Origin of the sequence: Luteibacter flocculans, assembly GCF_023612255.1 — a bacterium.
GTDB classification, from domain to species: domain Bacteria; phylum Pseudomonadota; class Gammaproteobacteria; order Xanthomonadales; family Rhodanobacteraceae; genus Luteibacter; species Luteibacter flocculans.
This window is the reverse complement of sequence record NZ_CP063231.1, coordinates 1,245,405-1,261,457: the sequence shown is the minus strand read 5'-3', so window position 1 is coordinate 1,261,457 and position 16,053 is coordinate 1,245,405. Positions and strand designations below refer to the sequence as shown.

Annotated in this window: 16 protein-coding genes; 15 read left to right on the top strand and 1 reads right to left on the bottom strand. The window is 62.1% G+C overall.

Translation table 11 applies throughout. The annotated features are described in order from the left end of the window. Positions 1 to 18: 18 nt before the first annotated feature. Positions 19 to 528 carry a CinA family protein gene (locus IM816_RS05375; protein ID WP_250340066.1) on the bottom strand — a complete coding sequence of 170 codons (510 nt, stop codon included), beginning with the start codon at positions 526 to 528 and terminating at the stop codon, positions 19 to 21. A gap of 1,067 nt (positions 529 to 1,595) precedes the next feature. Here IM816_RS05375 and IM816_RS05370 point away from each other — a divergent pair. The 15 genes from IM816_RS05370 to IM816_RS05305 all read left to right on the top strand — a co-directional run bounded on the left by IM816_RS05370 (position 1,596) and on the right by IM816_RS05305 (position 16,049). Further along, positions 1,596 to 2,150, top strand: a complete 555-nt coding sequence (locus IM816_RS05370; RefSeq protein ID WP_250340065.1) for a hypothetical protein — start codon at positions 1,596 to 1,598, stop codon at positions 2,148 to 2,150. A 30-nt stretch (positions 2,151 to 2,180) separates the two neighbouring features. After that, complete coding sequence (locus IM816_RS05365; RefSeq protein WP_072323035.1) at positions 2,181 to 3,113, top strand: VirB8 family type IV secretion system protein; 933 nt, start codon at positions 2,181 to 2,183, stop codon at positions 3,111 to 3,113. Then, entirely contained in the window at positions 3,113 to 3,877 is a 765-nt protein-coding gene (locus IM816_RS05360; protein WP_425602630.1) for a TrbG/VirB9 family P-type conjugative transfer protein, read from the top strand. The genes IM816_RS05365 and IM816_RS05360 overlap by 1 nt, the downstream gene beginning before the upstream one ends. Then, positions 3,874 to 5,130 carry a TrbI/VirB10 family protein gene (locus IM816_RS05355; RefSeq protein WP_072323033.1) on the top strand — a complete coding sequence of 419 codons (1,257 nt, stop codon included), beginning with the start codon at positions 3,874 to 3,876 and terminating at the stop codon, positions 5,128 to 5,130. The genes IM816_RS05360 and IM816_RS05355 overlap by 4 nt, the downstream gene beginning before the upstream one ends. A 3-nt stretch (positions 5,131 to 5,133) precedes the next feature. Then, the gene (virB11, locus tag IM816_RS05350) at positions 5,134 to 6,174 is read left to right on the top strand and encodes a P-type DNA transfer ATPase VirB11 (protein ID WP_250340063.1); all 1,041 of its coding nucleotides are present in this window, start codon (positions 5,134 to 5,136) and stop codon (positions 6,172 to 6,174) included. 39 nt (positions 6,175 to 6,213) lie between these two features. Then, a complete protein-coding gene (locus IM816_RS18835; RefSeq protein ID WP_425602616.1) occupies positions 6,214 to 7,251 on the top strand; it encodes a lytic transglycosylase domain-containing protein in 1,038 nt (345 codons plus the stop codon). Positions 7,252 to 7,371: 120 nt separating this feature from the next. Next, positions 7,372 to 7,797 (top strand): TrbC/VirB2 family protein, encoded by a 426-nt coding sequence (locus tag IM816_RS05340; RefSeq protein ID WP_250340062.1) that lies wholly within the window; start codon positions 7,372 to 7,374, stop codon positions 7,795 to 7,797. Further along, positions 7,790 to 8,098: a VirB3 family type IV secretion system protein gene (locus IM816_RS05335; RefSeq protein ID WP_072323030.1), complete on the top strand. Its 309-nt coding sequence runs from the start codon at positions 7,790 to 7,792 to the stop codon at positions 8,096 to 8,098. The genes IM816_RS05340 and IM816_RS05335 overlap by 8 nt, the downstream gene beginning before the upstream one ends. Before the next feature lie 65 nt (positions 8,099 to 8,163). Then, a complete protein-coding gene (locus IM816_RS05330) occupies positions 8,164 to 10,632 on the top strand; it encodes a VirB4 family type IV secretion/conjugal transfer ATPase (protein ID WP_072323029.1) in 2,469 nt (822 codons plus the stop codon). Between the two features lie 33 nt (positions 10,633 to 10,665). Continuing rightward, positions 10,666 to 11,544, top strand: coding sequence for a hypothetical protein (locus tag IM816_RS05325; RefSeq protein WP_250340061.1), 879 nt, complete (start codon positions 10,666 to 10,668; stop codon positions 11,542 to 11,544). 38 nt (positions 11,545 to 11,582) lie between these two features. Further along, positions 11,583 to 12,749, top strand: coding sequence for a TrbL/VirB6 family protein (locus IM816_RS05320; protein WP_425602615.1), 1,167 nt, complete (start codon positions 11,583 to 11,585; stop codon positions 12,747 to 12,749). Further along, positions 12,746 to 13,249, top strand: a complete 504-nt coding sequence (locus tag IM816_RS18830) for a DUF4189 domain-containing protein (RefSeq protein WP_425602614.1) — start codon at positions 12,746 to 12,748, stop codon at positions 13,247 to 13,249. Before IM816_RS05320 ends, IM816_RS18830 begins: the two co-directional genes overlap by 4 nt. Positions 13,250 to 13,422: 173 nt before the next feature. Next, entirely contained in the window at positions 13,423 to 13,794 is a 372-nt protein-coding gene (locus tag IM816_RS05315; RefSeq protein ID WP_250340060.1) for a DUF4189 domain-containing protein, read from the top strand. A 387-nt stretch (positions 13,795 to 14,181) separates the two neighbouring features. After that, the gene (locus tag IM816_RS05310; RefSeq protein WP_250340059.1) at positions 14,182 to 14,691 is read left to right on the top strand and encodes a hypothetical protein; all 510 of its coding nucleotides are present in this window, start codon (positions 14,182 to 14,184) and stop codon (positions 14,689 to 14,691) included. 89 nt (positions 14,692 to 14,780) lie between these two features. Beyond that, positions 14,781 to 16,049, top strand: coding sequence for an XVIPCD domain-containing protein (locus IM816_RS05305; protein WP_250340058.1), 1,269 nt, complete (start codon positions 14,781 to 14,783; stop codon positions 16,047 to 16,049). Positions 16,050 to 16,053 lie beyond the last annotated feature (4 nt).

Below are 16,053 nucleotides of genomic sequence, written 5' to 3'. Positions count from 1 at the left end.
TTGCCATAGCCGGCCGGTTCAAGCCTTGAGCTCGGCGGTCATTCCAGCAAGCGCTGCGGCAACCGTCTGCCGCCGCACGGCTTCGCGATCGCCGTCGAAATGGTGGACCTGCGCGTGGGCATAGCCCCCACGACGCTTCCAGCCGATCCACACGGTGCCCACGGGCTTGTCCGGCGTGCCGCCAGAGGGGCCGGCAATGCCCGTGACCGCCACCGCCACACCGGCGCCGTACCGCGCGAGCGCGCCGGAAACCATCTCCAGCACCGTCTCCTCGCTGACGGCGCCTGTCCTCTCCAGGGTGCGCGGGTTGACGCCGAGCAGCGCCTCTTTCGCGCTGTAGCTGTAGGTCACGACGCCAGCCTCGAACCATACGGAGCTTCCCGCCAGGTCGGTGAGCGTCTTCGCGATCCAGCCACCCGTGCATGACTCGGCCGTCGCCACCATCACCCGCCGCTCAATCGCTGCGGCGGCAACCTCCCCTGCCAGCGCCATCAGTTCGGCATCGGAAGGAATCACTGCGGCATCCATCGGGGCTCCCGGTCAAAGAGAGCATTTCTACTCCCGGCGATCGCGGCTGTCGACGCTGGGCCGCATGACGGGCGCTACGAATCACTGCGGCAAGGCGCTTGCCCGCCTCGCGGGCGTCACGCTAATATCGCAACTATAGATTGCTGCGAAGCGACCCCTATAGTTGCCTTGCGCCGCTCCCCACGGCCCCGCACTCTTCAAGGAACAGACATGACCCAACGGCTCAGTCCGTGAGTGGGCTGTGCGCACGCGTTGTCGCGAACAGCCACGATCATCGGCACCGAACGCCACGCTGCGGAGCGGGCGAGTTCGGGTAAGTCCGTTGGCGCTAACGCACTTCGCTCTTCGATCAGCAGGCCGTGACGTCGGTGCAAGGGTACGCCACCATTTCCCGACTCACTAACCCGCCGCGTTCTTTGAGAAGCACGCAATTAAAGCGGCGTAGCAAGGATGACATCACGCGATGGCAGCTTCAGGACGACGTAAAAGGGCGAGTCGATGGTTACAAGCGCAACCTTCACGAGACGTAGACATACGCCGCAGGACCGTGCGCCACGCCACACTTGCCAAGCGACGTGTGTCAAGCAGCTGTTACGTTTCATACACATTGCATGCCGACAATGTGTGACAAGCATCGCAGAAACAGGTACTTCAACGTCTGGTCAAGAAAACGTTGTTGCGTTACCTTTACGCCGCGGACAGGGTCCGTGAAAGGGGTGGGGAATCCAAGGCCAGCTAGCCGCAACTTCGGGTAGGCGATCGACGATCGCAACCCGGCGCCGCTAGGCCATTCTTCGCTGGAACGTAGTGCAAGGGTGCGGAAGCGCTCCTACAGGATGTTGTATGGATGAATTGCATGTCGCTCGCGGCCGGTTGGGCCGAGGTAGCAGTCCCGGTGGCAAGTCCCTGTGTGCGACGCCTCGCTTGGCCGTCGCGCCGGGTTGCACGAATGCGCCCGGGCAAATGACCCCAGAAAAACAACGATTGCATTCGGCCAGCCCTCGCCAAGGCACGTGGCGCCGTGCCCGTCGTCCTCGAATCACATCCTTCAAAAATAAGAGCCAAGCGTGAAAACTGCCCTGCCTCCCAAACTCACCACACTCCTGGTGGCCGTTCTGGCCGCCACGCTTTCGGCATGCGGCACGCCTGCCCCGAAGGATTTCGGCGGCCGCTGGAAGCCGGTCAACCGTTATGACGACAAGCCGGTCGAAATTCCGCTGGCGGTGCCGTACACGTATTACGCCGCGCCGATGGACGGCACGCTGAAGACCATGCTCACGCGCTGGACCAGCGATACGGGAACCAAGCTCTCCTATCGCCTGCGTTCGGATTTCACGCTGCCCAAGTCGGCCGCGCAGATCCATACGTCCGAGCTACGCGACGCGGCATCACAGCTCAGCGCGATCTTCGCGCCGCAAGGCGTGACGGTCGTAGCGAACGGGCCGGAGCTTGTCGTAGAGGAAACGGCTGCCATCGTGCCCCCGACACCTGCCTCCCCGGCGCCCACCGCGTCGGCTGATACGCACGGCTCGCAGCCGACCGTCGCAGCGAAAGCTCCTCTCGCACAGGCACCGACCGACGCGGCTTCCGCCGGTGCGGCCCCCGTGTCTCGTGCTCAGTAATTCCCGCGACAGTCACGCCAGGCCTACTTGATGTTCAACAAGAAACAATCTCCCAAGATCGATGCCGCGGTAGCGCGATCGGTCGATTTCGAAACCACGGTTTCGGACCTGGCCCAGCGCAGCGAACGCCGCGCGTGGATGGTGGCGTTTTGCTCGATTTCGCTCTCGCTGATCCTCGCAGCCGGCTATTTCTACATGCTGCCATTGAAGGAAAAGGTGCCGTACATCGTGCTTGCCGATGCGTATACCGGCATGAGTTCGGTGACGCGCCTTACCGATGATGTCGTCAATCGGCGCATCACGGCCAGTGAGGCGATCAATCGCAGCAACGTCACACATTTCATCCTGGCTCGCGAATCGTTCGACGTGACCATGATCAACCTGCGTGACTGGGCCACGGTATTGACGATGTCGACACCGAAGATCGCAAAGGCCTATACGGATCTGCACGCTCAGACCAATCCTGACGCGCCTTACAAGACGTACGGACGTGATCGCGCCGTCCGCGTGAAAATCTCCAGCATCATCTTCATTGGGGGCGAAAACGGCACCACGCCAAAGGGTGCCACCGTACGTTTCCAGCGTAGCGTCTACAACAAGCTGACCGGCCAGACCGTGCCGCTCGACAGCAAGATCGCGACGCTCGCGTTCACGTACAACCCGAATCTCAAGATGGACGACCAGTACCGCGTCGAGAACCCGTTGGGCTTCCAGGTCACCGACTATCGCGTGGACAACGACTATGCGGATCCGCCGCCGACGGAAAGCGAGGCGCCTGCCGCAGCACAGGCACCTGCCGCAGCCGCCGCGCCCGCTCAGCAGCCGGCGTCCATGGAGGCCATGCCTCAGTCGCCCATTCCCGTCGACAACGCAACGATGAATAACACGTCTCCGCAGACGGCCGCACCTCAGGCAGCCGCCCCCACCCAACCGAACGCCGCCAATGGAGGGCGTCGTCGATGATGCGTCAGAATATGCTCCGACTGAGCTTGACAGCCTTGCTGCTCACCACCTGCGCGACCAGCGTCGTGCATGCACAGGTCGTCACCCCATACCAGTACGAACCCGACAAGATCTATACCGTGCGCACGGGACTGGGTATCACCACCCAGATCGAGCTGAGCCCGAATGAAAAGATCCTCGACTACAGCACCGGTTTCAGCAGCGGCTGGGAACTGACCCGCCGCGACAACGTGTTCTATGTAAAGCCGAAGAACGTCGACGTCGATACGAACATGATGATTCGTACCGCCACGCATTCGTACATCTTCGAGCTGAAGGTCGTGGCGACCGACTGGAAGACGCTCGACCAGGCTCGTCGTGCCGGCGTCCAGTACAAGATCACGTTCACCTACCCGTCCGACACGAGTTTCCTTGCGGAAACCAAGAAGGTCGCGGAAACGCCGGAACTCGACACCTCGCTGGTCAAGGGGCGTGACTACAACTTCGACTACGACTATGCCGTGAAGCGCAAGACGGCGCCGTGGCTCGTGCCGGTCAACGTCTACGACGACGGCCGTTTCACGTACATCAAGATGCCTGACCTTAAGCAGTTTCCCACCGGAAACTTCCCGACCGTTTACATGCGCGAAAAGGAACATGGCGAGGATTCGGTGGTGAACACCACGGTGGAGGGCAACACCATCGTGGTCCACGGCACCTATAACTACCTGGTCATCCGGCACGACAACAACGTCGTTGGTCTGCGAAGGAACACGAAGAAGTGAGCCCGAATAATCCCTATCATCCGGACGACGAGAACCGCGACAACGGCGTGCCGCACACGGAAGCGGGCAGCGAGCATGCCGATCCTCTCGCGGGAAATCCGTACGCCAATCAGCGCCGCCAGGCGCCGCCACCCGACCTCGATGCTGGTGCGCCACAGCTTGCCGCCGCCGACGTCCGTCGGATGAATCGTCGCGCGCTGGCCTTCCTGGCCGGCATCGTGGCGCTCCTGTTGTTTGCGGCCTGGTTCTTCCTCAGCTCCGGCAACTCCGCGCCGCCGCCGAAGAAGCCAAAGGCCGAGGAAACAGTGACCATTCCCGAGGCGCCAAAGGTCGCGCCCGTACCGGAAGCGGCTCCCAAGCTGCCCGAACCGATCGCGCTGGCACCGCCGCCACCGCTGCCGTCGACGCTACCGCAGCGGACGACGACCGCTGCGCCGGTGCGCACCGGTCCGACGCTTCTGGAACGTCGCATGATGGACGCCCAGGCGGCGCAGGCGGCTGCCGCAGCCGGCGAGCCTATGGGTATGGGCGGCCAGGGTGGTCCCGGTGGTGCGTTCGGCATGATGCCGGGCATGCTCGGTCCCTCGCCCCAGGGCGGTGTCCCCGTGAATTCGGCCTACGGCGCCAAGCCGCTGCCGGACGTTTCAAATGCCTCGCCACTCACCCACCCCGACACGCTCATGCTGCGCGGCACGTTCATTCGTTGCGTGCTTGAGACACGGATCATCACCGACATCCCCGGCTTCACGTCCTGCATCGTCACCGAACCGGTGTACTCGTTCACCGGCAAGCGGCTGTTGCTTCCCAAGGGCTCGAAGGTCCTCGGGAAGTACGAGATGGAGCCCAATGGACCCCGTGTGGCTGTCATCTGGGATCGCATCGTCACGCCTACCGGTATCGACGTAAACATGGCCAGCCCGGGTATCGATACGCTCGGCGGCGCCGGCCATCCCGGCTATTACAACGCCCACTGGGGTAGCCGTATCGGTGCTGCTCTGCTGATCTCGATGCTCAGTGACGCCTTCAAGTACGAGGCGGCAGAGCATGGCCCGCGCCAGACCACGATCAGCAACGGCGTGGTGACGCAGAGCCCGTTCGAGAGCAACACCGCGGCGACCGTTCAGCAGCTCGCGAACCAGGCTGTGCAGCGCGCCGCCAATCGTCCTGCCACGGTCACGATCAACCAGGGCACGGTGCTGGCCATCTACGTCGCCAAGGACGTGGACTTCAGCGGCGTGGTAGCACGGTACTGATCGATGAACGAACCCGCTCTCGCCGCCGTCGGTAACGACTTTCTGGATTACCAGTACGAGGTACTGGGTATCCGGGATTACCTGTCGTCGTCCGACGTCACCGAGATTTGCATCAACAAGCCCGGCGAGCTCTATCTGGAGCGCCGCGGCAAATGGGAGCGGGTGGACGTTCCGTCGCTCACCTACGAGCGGGCTCGGCAGTTCTGCACCGCCGTGGTCAACGAGAGCAATACGGGGCAGCGCATCACCGACGTGGATCCGGTCGTTTCGTTGACCTTCCCCACCGGGCAGCGTGCGCAGTTCGTTATCCCGCCCGCATGCGAGGCGGGCCGTGTATCGATCACCATCCGCCTCCCCTCGCGCCAGAGCAAGACGCTGGCGCAATACCAGGAAGACGGTTTCTTCGATCAGGTCCTCGAAGGCGCCAACACCATCAGTGAAGCGGATCGCGAACTGCTCGAACTACGCGCCGAGCGGCGCTACGCGGACTTCTTCCGTCACGCGGTGTTGAACAAGAAGAACATCGTGGTGGCGGGCGCCACCGGCAGCGGCAAGACCACCTTCATGAAGTCGCTCGTAGGGCACATTCCGGAAGACGAACGGCTGGTGACCATCGAGGATGCGCGAGAGCTGTTCATCGACCAGCCTAACGTCGTCCATCTGCTGTATTCGAAGGGCGGTCAGAGCGCAGCCAACGTCACCGCAAAGAGTTGCATGGAGGCGTGTCTGCGCATGAAGCCCGACAGGATCATCCTGGCCGAGCTTCGCGGCGACGAGTCCTTCTACTTCATTCGAAACTGCGCGTCCGGTCACCCCGGCTCCATCACCAGTTGCCACGCCGGCAGCGTAGAGCAGACGTGGGACCAGTTGGGCCTGATGGTGAAGGCATCCAACGAAGGTGCAGGACTCGAGTTCTCGACGATCAAGCGACTATTGATGCTCACCATCGACATCATTGTCCACATCAAGGCGCATGCCGGGCGCCGCCACATTACCGGCATCGACTTCAACCCCGCTCGGGGCCTGGCCCCGGACGGGGGGTAACACACGAAACACATCGGTCATTAGACAGGAGTTGTAACGGTGGTACCAGGAATGGAAATGATGGCTTGCCCCAACCTTGCCGTACCGGCTGAGGTGATGCAGCACGTCGTCAACGTCGAATCGTCTCGCAACCCGTTTGCGATCGGCGTCGTCGGCGGCCAGCTCGTGCGCCAGCCCGCAAACCTTGGCGAAGCGGTGGCGACCGTGCGCATGCTCGAAGCCAACGGCTACAACTATTCGTTGGGTGTGGCGCAGGTAAACCGCGCCAACCTCGGCAAGTACGGCCTCGATACCTACGAGAAGGCGTTCGAGGTCTGCCCGAATCTCGTCGCCGGATCGCAGATCCTCGCCCAGTGCTACACCAGTGCTGGCGGCGACTGGGGCAAGGCGTTCAGCTGTTACTACTCCGGCAACTTCACGACGGGCTACCAGGACGGTTACGTCCAGAAAATATTCGATTCGATGGCACGCCAGAGCGCGCTCGCTGCGAATGCCTTGGCGATCCCGCTGGTGAGCACCTCCACGAACGCCGCGAACAAAGGAACGCCGGTGGTTCCTGTGGACGGGTCCGCCTACCGCGTGGCCATGCGCAGCGTCGCCGATGCCGCCGTCGCGGCCGCCGTTGCTCCCGCCGTTGCTCGGGCCGCAGGGCTCCCGCCACCAAGCCGAGCGCAGACGCCTACTCCCAGTACCAACATGACCGGAATGGAGCCGGACGCCGCATCGATCGCCCAGGCGCTACAGGCAGCCCAAGCGGCACAGAATCAGATCGCGCCGATACTGCAAGGCAACGCGGCACTCCCTCTTCCCGGTGCGGTGCCTGGCACAGGCCCGTCGGTGACATCGGGCAGGATCCCGACGGATCCGGCAACCGCCGCCGTGATGTCGCAGATCGGCATATCGGCCAATGCGACAGGCACGGGGCCGGCCAACGACAACGGCGTTTTCGTGCCGCAGGTCCAAGGCCCGAACGACCCTGCGCCAGCCGCCGCCGCTGCCCCGACGCCACCCTCGACACCCGCCGGCGATCCGGCGGATCTGCGCCAGGGAGGAGGCGATGGCGCCTTTGTTTTCTGACCTGCTCTCGCCCTGCACGAAGCAGGTCATTGCGAAACCGGCTACGGAAGCCGTAGCCGTCATCAACCCGGTTGTGCTCGCGCAACCGTACCCAGCCCAGTAACACGAAGGAACTACGAGATGTCCAAACTTCCCAGCACCCCGGCTGACCGCACGTCGCTCAACAAGATGGCCGTCTTCCTGATGATCGCCGCCGTCCTGCTCCTGCCGTCGATCGGCCTTGCCCAGGACGTGGCCGAGACCTCGAAGAAGGTTTGTGGATTCTTCCAGAACATCAACTCCCTGCTGAACGCCGCTTCGATCGTTGTCGTTACCATCGCAGTGATCTTCTCCGGCTACCAGATCGCGTTCGCCCACAAGCGTATCGCCGACGTGGCGCCGGCTCTCGTAGGCGGCGTGCTGATCGGTGCAGCCGCGCAGGTAGCGAAGATGGTTGTGGGCGGCAGCGGTGACTCGACCGCCTGCGTGTCGAGCAGCGGTGGCGCCGCTACGTTCCTCATGGACTCGGTGCAGATGGCTATGCACCTGCTTCACTTCCATGCATAAGAACGCGCTCTTCCGCGGCTGCACGCGCCCACCCATGTTCATGGGCGTGCCCTATGTGCCCTTCTTTCTTGGGGCGGGCAGCGGTTTGCTGATGGCGATGTACTTCAACATGTGGTGGCTCCTCTGGATTCCTTGCTCGATCTTCGTGATGCGCCAGATGGCACGCCGCGATGAGCTGATCTTCCGCCTGCTTGGCTTGCGGCTTCAGTTCAGGACCCGAGTGAAGAATCTGGCCGAGCACGACGGCATGTGGGTCTTCACGCCCAACACTTATCGCGAGCCAGGCAAGGCGAAGCGATAAGGCGACTCCCGCCCTGGCAGATTTCTGCCAGGGCCTTTCCAGTGCGTTTGACGGTAGGCAGAGCCATGTTCATTCCTGATGCAGCGATCGGCGAATTCATTCCATTCTCGACCCACGTCTCGCCGACCGTCCTCAAGACGACGGGGGGCGATTTCCTGCTGGTGTGGCGCCTCGGTGGCCTGCCGTTCGTAGGCAGGGAGGAGTGGGAAATCGAGCACCGCCATAACACGTTCAATCGCATGCTGCAGACGCTGCGAGCGCCCGACTTCGTAAACGTGGCGTTCTGGGTGCACGATATCCGTCGCCGCCGCAGCATCAAGGACAAGAGCAAGTTCGAACATAGCTTCAATCAGGCGCTCTCGGACGGTTATTACGACTCGCTTTCGAGTCAGAAGCTCATGCAGAACGAGCTTTACCTGACGATGATCTATCGCCCTGTCGTCTCGGGAAAACGTTTCGTCGAGAAATCGTCGAACGTCGAACGGCTTCAGGCCGAGCAAGCGCAAGCGATCGCCACGATCCTGGAACTGGCCGGCAACGTGGAGGCCGTACTCAAGGACTATGCGCCCACGCGCATGGGCATGTATGAAGCACCCAACGGGGTCGTTTTCTCCGAAGTGCTCGAACTTTACGGGTACATCCTGAATCGCCTCGATGAGCCAGTGCCGGTGCTTTCCGCCCCAGTGAAGGACTACCTGCCGGTCAGCCGGCAACGGTTTTCGTCGAAGACGGGCGACTTCGTGCTGACGACCCCTAACGGCGTCAACCATTTCGGCGCCATCCTGAATATCAAGGAGTACGTCGAGGGGACCTATCCGGGCATCCTCAACGGGCTCAAGTACCTCGATTTCGAATACGTCATCACCCACTCCTTCAGCCCCATGGGCCGCCAGGATGCGCTCAAGGCCCTGGAGCGCACCAAGGGCATGATGATCTCCTCCGGCGACAAGGCCGTCAGCCAGATCATCGAAATGGACCAGGCGATGGACCAGCTCGCGTCGGGCAACTTCGTGCTTGGCGAGTACCATTTCACCATGGCCGTTTACTCGACCGCACAGGAAGCTCTGTCGCAGCAGATCGCCGCCACGCGTGCCGAGCTGTCCAATGCAGGGTTCGTGTCGGTGAAGGAAGACCTGGCGGTGACTTCGGCCTTCTATGCGCAGTTCCCAGGCAACTGGAAATACCGCACTCGTCTGGCAAATGTCAGCTCGCTCAACTTCCTCGGCCTGTCGCCACTGCACAACTTCGCCACGGGCAAGAAGCAGAACAACCCCTGGGGCGACTGCGTCACGACACTGCAGACGACCAACGGCCAGCCGTACTACTTCAACTTCCACGCCACGCATCCGGCCGAGAACTCGTTCGGTGAAAAGGCCATCGCCAATACCATGGTCATCGGCAAATCCGGTACCGGTAAGACGGCACTCATCAACTTCCTGTTGAGCCAGGTGCAGAAGCTCGACCCGGCGCCCACGATCTTCTTCTTCGACAAGGATCGCGGCGCCGAGATCTTCGTTCGCGCCTGCGGTGGCAACTATCTCGCCCTGGAAAACGGCAAGCCCACCGGCTTCAATCCGTTCCAGTGCGAGCGCACGGAGGAGAACGTCCAGTTCCTGGCTGATCTCATCAAGGTGCTGGCCGGCAAGAGCGTCTACAGCTCCCGTGAGGAAGAAGACATCTACCGGGCCGTCGAGGCGATCCTCGACACCCCCATGCATCTTCGGAACATGACGAACTTCCAGAAGAGCTTGCCGAATCTCGGCGACGACGGCCTCTTCATTCGCATGCGCAAGTGGACTGCGGGCAACTCGCTTGGCTGGGTCTTCGACAATCCGAAGGATACGGTCGACCTCTCCCGCGCCAATATCATCGGCTTCGATTACACCGAGATCATCGACAACCCTGAAGTCCGCGCGCCGGTCATCAACTATCTGCTGCACCGCCTCGAAGCCCTGATCGATGGCCGCCGCCTCATCTACGTCATGGACGAGTTCTGGAAGATCCTGGACGGCAAGGGCGGTCTCAAGGAATTTGCCAAGAACAAGCAGAAGACCATTCGTAAGCAGAACGGCATGGGCATCTTTGCCACGCAAAGCCCCGAGGATGCGCTGGCCAGCGACATCTCCGCGGCACTCATCGAGCAGACCGCCACGATGATCCTGCTACCCAATCCGAACGCCAGCCGCGAGGACTACGTCAACGGCCTCAAGCTGACCGACGCGGAGTACCAGGTGGTGGTGAGTCTCGACGAGCGCTCTCGCCGCTTCCTGGTCAAACAGGGGCACGCCTCTGCAGTGTGCCAGTTGAATCTGCGTGGCATGGATGACGCATTGGCGGTGATCTCCGCGTCCACGGACAACATCGAGATCATGCACGAGGTCCTTGCGCGACAAGCGGAGGACCTGGGCGTTCCGGCAGACGAACTCACGCCGGACCAGTGGCTTCCCTCCTTCTACGAACACCGAAAGGGCAGCGGCAAGAAGCCGTCGCCCGCCTCCCCCTCGACGCGTCCTGCCCGCTCGGCGGCCCGCTGACCCAGGCACGCATTGACCTTGGAGAACCCAACCATGACCCTTCCCTCGACCCTCCGTCGGCAAAACGCCCTCCTTCACCGCCTGCTCGGCGCAGCCGCCTTCGCCTTGGCGCTGTCGCTGGCCGCCCCCGCTGCCCATGCGCAGTGGGCGGTGAATGACGCCAACGCCAACGCCACGCTTAAGCAGATCGAGACACACACCAACGACACCGTCACTCAGACGACGGACATCAACTCGGTGCTCGGCAAGACGCTGGGCGATGGTTCCACGGTGAATGGCAACATCAATGCCATCAACGAGAAGCTGAAAATCGGAACGTACGACGAGAAGCAGCCGGGCGCTCGCGTGAAGGACCCCACGCAGACCCTGCCGGAGGACACGACCAAGCTTGACGACGGCACGCGCTGCAAGGCCGTCGCTCAACCGCAGCAGGCGACGTGCCAGCAGATCGTCGACATCGAGAACGCTCAGTACCAGTACATGCTGACGATGTACAAGAACACCGCAACGCGTGACGCCATGTTGCGCGAGCTGCTCAAGGAGCGGGCAGCCATCCAGGCAAGCGATGCCAACCAGTTCGGCAAGCTCGAAGACAACACCAACAAGCTCACCGCGCTCTACAACCTGATCGCGCTCGACCAGCAGCAGATGCAGACCGTGAACTACGCCTACGAGGCCAACCTGCGCTTCCTGCGCGCCAAGCAGACCATCGCTGCAAACGCGGCAAGCACGGGTAAGCAGCCTTCGGATTGGGGTTCGATCTCCCTGCCCGGCATCGGAGACGTCAACATCGGCAGCGCGATCAGTGGCCTGGCTACGGGCGCTGCGCTGAAGGCGTCGCTGGATGGCGTGCAAAGCGCCAAGCCCTCTGGCATGCAGACCCTGAGCATCGGTGACTCCAATGGCTTCTGATTCGCTTCTTCACATCCACATGAACGGAACACGGCGTCATGGTTGACATCACCGGTATGCTCGCTGGTCACTCGGCGCTTGCCATGCTTGCAGGGCCGCTCGACACGGCGACGAACTTCGTCTTCTTTCAGACGATCAACGACTTCCTGCGCACTGAAATCGACATCATGCAGTGGAAGCTGCTGTCGAGCTCGGCAACGATCATCGGCTTCGTCGCCGTCTCGGTGCTGACCGTGTGGATCATGTTCCAGGGATTCCGCATCGTCACCGGGCAGTCGCGACAGCCGATGATGGTTCTCGTCGGCGATTCGCTGAAAGCAACCCTCGTGGTCTTCATCGCCACGACGGCCGCTTATTCGTCGTCTTCCGTGTACTGGACGTTGAGCGACGGCATGTCGACGACGATCGCTCAGTACGTCACGGGAGAGAGCGGCAGTCCCTTCCAGCACATCGACAACAATCTCGCGGGCATGGAAGTGGCGATGGGCACCATCGACGCCATCGACACGGGCGGCGACCAGGCTGCTCAGGATGCGAAGGACCGCGATCGCTGGTTCACCGGTATAGGCATCGCGGGACCGAGCGTCATCGCCGGCTCCATGCTTTTGCTCAATAAGATCGCCCTTGCCCTCTTCGTGGGCTTCGGCCCGATCTTCATCATGTGTTTGCTGTTCGAGCCCACGAAGCAACTATTCAGCAAGTGGCTTCTCTATGGCATCGGCACGGTGTTTTCGCTGGCGGTACTGAGCGTCATGGTGACCATCGCGATGAAGATGATGGCGGCCGTCACCGCCTCCTTTGCCGTGAAGTACCTGCTATCCATGCCGGAATTGGGTGGCGCGGGCAGCACCGACGGTATCAACAGCATGGCACTTCAGCAGGGTGGTCTCGGCCTGCTGCTCACCACCATGATCATCAGCGCCCCGCCCATGGCCGCCTCCTTCTTCCAGGGCACGCTCGGCCAGTTCAACTCGTACTCGCCGTTTGGACATATCAAGCCTGAGCCGCCGGGTAGCCGCGGTGGCGGCTATGGTCCGCCGGGTTCGCCGACCTATCTGCCGCCATCCAGCGATCCGAGCAGAGGGCAACAGGTGGGCTCGACGGGACAATCGTCGAACCCGTTTGCGCATACGGGTGCGTTGGCTACTTCATCTTCCGGGTATAAAGCAACACCCGATGAGATCCGTAGGAGTGAGCAAGCATGAGGAGAATCTTCAGCAAAACCTCAATCACTCTAGCCTTGCTTTGCTTTCATACTTCGGCCGTATTCGCCCAGTGTGCCACTGGCGTGAACACGGGAGGTGGCAACTGCGTGCCGCCAGACGCTCAGGGTATGCCAGGTAATGTTCCACCAGGCGGATACGCACCGGCCGCGCCCCCTCCCGTGTGGCAGGACATGTGGGGTGCGATCGTGCTGGACGCGAAGGGTGGCGCGAAAGGCACTGCCACGGACCAAACAAGCAAGGCCGCAGCCATTCGAATCGCCATGGACGAATGCCGCGCAACTGGAGCGCGAAACTGTGAGGTGAAGCTGACGTACCACAATCAATGTGCGGCCGTTGCGTGGGGCGATGAATCATATGGCATCGCTCATGACCCATCGCTGCAAGGCGCATCCCAGGCTGCCGTCGAATCGTGCTCGACCGGCGGAACGGGATGCAAAACGGTTTACACCGCATGTGTACAGCCTCAACGCGTTCGATAATACGCATGCTTGATGAGGACCAAGCCAATGTGGCTCAAGCGACGCGGCCTAGAAGAGCACACGCGTTCGCCTGGCTATTTGTGCTTGGGGCTATCTCAGCTCCTGCGTGGGGCCAGTGTGCGACCAGCGTCAATACAGGTGGAGGAAACTGCGTTCCGCCAGACGCTGCAGGCATGCCAGGTTACAACGCCCCAAATGCTTCGACACCAGTCGCGCCCGCGCCGGTTTGGAAGGACAAATGGGGAGCGATTGCGCTCGACAAGGATGCTGGAGACGCTGGAACGATTGCTGACCGGGACACGAAGGCGATTGCCGTTCATGATGCGATGTCTGATTGCAAGGCCCGGGGGGCTCAGGGATGCAAAGTTGTGCTCACCTACTACAACCAGTGCGCGGCCATTGCTTGGAGTGATGATTCATATGGAGCATCCACCGATAAGAACCTGCAAATGGCCGAGGACGGAGCACTCGGCGCATGTCGCAAGAATGGCACCGGATGCAAGATTGTTTACTCGGCTTGCAGCATGCCTGAGCGGGTTCGTTGACCAGTCATGATCATCCGCGTCGACACGTGGCGGCGAAGATACGCCGAAACACGTTGTGCAGTGCCCTTCTTGCTCGGTGTTTCTCCATGTCAGGCGCTGGCCGGCAAGGCCACCTTGCTTTTGAACCGCTAGATCTGACTTCGCGCTCGAAATCTTAGAACAGACGGTCGGCTACATATGAACGGGCATGTATCGCTCATCGCTTGAACACTGGATACGAAGCACAAACCACCGCAGTAATGGTGACCTATGACAAAACATCCGACCCTGCTTTCCCTGAGTACCTGCGCCCTGCTGCTTCTCAGCCCATGGGCCAACGCGCAGAACAACCCGTACGCACCCACGTCTCACTCGGTATCCGCATCCGCACCGACCAAAGGAAGCAAGATGGATGACCTGACACGATTCGCGACAGGTGGGGCGAAGGTCCTCGACTCGGTGAAGGGCGCGCTGACCGACAAGGGTGGAGCCGATGTCATTCTTATCCTCGACCCGCCCTCTTCGGCGACGGCAAAGACGGATGATTCGCCAGGACGCGACGTGCTGTTGCTCGTGCGCGACGCCTCGGGCGTGCTGCAGAAGGCAGCGTCCAATTCGCACGTGGTGCCGTGCGCAACCTGCGGCGGCGTGGCCGGCGATCCCTACGGCTTCACGAAGATCGACGCGGGGCACTTCACCATCGTCAACGGTGGCGGCAGCCGGGAGCACTGGTCCGACGAATACACCTTTACCTATGCGCCGGAAAAGAAGAACTGGTTCGTGACCCGCGTGGTACGCCGCGTGGACGACACGATCACCGGGAAGTACAAGTCGTCCGAGCTGACCCCGAAGGAACTCGGCTCCGTGACCTTTTCCGATTTCGATCCTTCCACCCTGCCGGAGGTGACGTTGCCCTGAGCGTTACGCATTGATGTGAAACCGCCAGGACCGGCTGGTTTGAAACACGCAGGAAGCGAGCAATTCCGTGAGTCAACCAGGAGCTACACATGGCGATTGATCGTGAAACGCAGGTCCTGACCGAAGCCTATGCGGCTGGGATCCGGTCCCCGAGGGAGCTGGCCAATTTCATGGCCCAGGTCACTCATGAATCCAACGGCCTGAACCGGCTGGAGGAAAGCTTCCGCTACACGCGGAATATTTCGCAGATTCCCGTCCAGTCGGCTTGGCGCGAAGGCCCCGAAGCCCTGGAATCCGCCCGTCTGCAGGCCTTGCACGGGCGCCCCGAACGCCTTGCCGAACTGATGTATGGCGGCCGCAACGGCAACGACGCCCCCGGTGACGGCTGGCGATACCATGGTCGTGGCTACATCCAGCTCACCGGCAAGGACAACTACCGCGCCGCTGGCGAGGCACTGGACCTCGATCTGGTCAAGCACCCGGAACTCGCAGCGGACCCGCAGAATGCTTCGCGCATTGCGGTGTGGTACTGGGAGAACCGCGTGCCGGAGCAGGCGCGCGAAGACGTGCGGGCGGCGACGCACGCCGTCAACGGCAAGTACAACGGCCTGGAAGATCGGCAAACGCGTTTCCACGACTGGGAGAGACGGCTCACGCCCGAGGTGATGCAGCGTCTCGAGCACGGCGCCGCTTCGCTGCCCGCGCACTCCGCGCCTGCGCACCACGCCGACCACGGCTCGACCCTGCGCACCGGCGCCCACGGCGACGAGGTACGTACACTCCAGGCCAGCCTCGCGGGGCTTGGTTACACCGACGCGCATCGCCAGCCTTTGCAGGTGGACGGCAAGTTCGGTCCCGGCACTCAGGCTGCGCTCGAAGCATTCCAGCGCGATCATCATCTGGCGGCTGACGGCGTGGCCGGACCGAAGACACGTGCCGCACTCGACGCGGCGACCCGGCAGCCTGTCGTTCGCCTCGACGACCCGTCGCATCCGGACCATGCCTTGTTCGAGCAGGCACGGGCCGCCGTGCACAAGCTCGACGCGGAGCACCATCGCACGCCGGACCAGCAGAGCGAGAACCTCGCCGCGGCGCTTACCGTGGCGGCCAAGAAGGAAGGCATGACGTCCATCGACCGCGTGGTGTTGAGCGACGACGCCAGCCGTGTGTACGCCGTGGCCGGCGATACGCAGTCGCCGCACAAGCGCGTTGCCGACGTACAGACAGCGCAGGCGGTCAACACGCCCGTGGACCAGAGCGCATCCGCCCTGCCCCAGGCTCGGCCGGAACAAGCGACCGCGCCAGCGCCTCAGCAGCAGACCAACGCTCCCACGCATCCGGGAATGGGAGCGCCATGATGGA

What these genes read in the sequence shown, in the direction of transcription:
- IM816_RS18830 (WP_425602614.1), top strand. Translation starts at nt 12,746, where the DNA reads ATGAGGAGAATCTTCAGCAAAACCTCAATCACTCTAGCCTTGCTTTGC.
- virB11 (WP_250340063.1), top strand. Translation starts at nt 5,134, where the DNA reads ATGAACGAACCCGCTCTCGCCGCCGTCGGTAACGACTTTCTGGATTAC.
- IM816_RS05365 (WP_072323035.1), top strand. Translation starts at nt 2,181, where the DNA reads ATGTTCAACAAGAAACAATCTCCCAAGATCGATGCCGCGGTAGCGCGA.
- IM816_RS05375 (WP_250340066.1), bottom strand. Translation starts at nt 528, where the DNA reads ATGGATGCCGCAGTGATTCCTTCCGATGCCGAACTGATGGCGCTGGCA.
- IM816_RS05325 (WP_250340061.1), top strand. Translation starts at nt 10,666, where the DNA reads ATGACCCTTCCCTCGACCCTCCGTCGGCAAAACGCCCTCCTTCACCGC.
- IM816_RS05360 (WP_425602630.1), top strand. Translation starts at nt 3,113, where the DNA reads ATGCGTCAGAATATGCTCCGACTGAGCTTGACAGCCTTGCTGCTCACC.
- IM816_RS05340 (WP_250340062.1), top strand. Translation starts at nt 7,372, where the DNA reads ATGTCCAAACTTCCCAGCACCCCGGCTGACCGCACGTCGCTCAACAAG.
- IM816_RS05305 (WP_250340058.1), top strand. Translation starts at nt 14,781, where the DNA reads ATGGCGATTGATCGTGAAACGCAGGTCCTGACCGAAGCCTATGCGGCT.
- IM816_RS05315 (WP_250340060.1), top strand. Translation starts at nt 13,423, where the DNA reads ATGCCAGGTTACAACGCCCCAAATGCTTCGACACCAGTCGCGCCCGCG.
- IM816_RS05335 (WP_072323030.1), top strand. Translation starts at nt 7,790, where the DNA reads ATGCATAAGAACGCGCTCTTCCGCGGCTGCACGCGCCCACCCATGTTC.
- IM816_RS05310 (WP_250340059.1), top strand. Translation starts at nt 14,182, where the DNA reads ATGGATGACCTGACACGATTCGCGACAGGTGGGGCGAAGGTCCTCGAC.
- IM816_RS05320 (WP_425602615.1), top strand. Translation starts at nt 11,583, where the DNA reads ATGGTTGACATCACCGGTATGCTCGCTGGTCACTCGGCGCTTGCCATG.
- IM816_RS05330 (WP_072323029.1), top strand. Translation starts at nt 8,164, where the DNA reads ATGTTCATTCCTGATGCAGCGATCGGCGAATTCATTCCATTCTCGACC.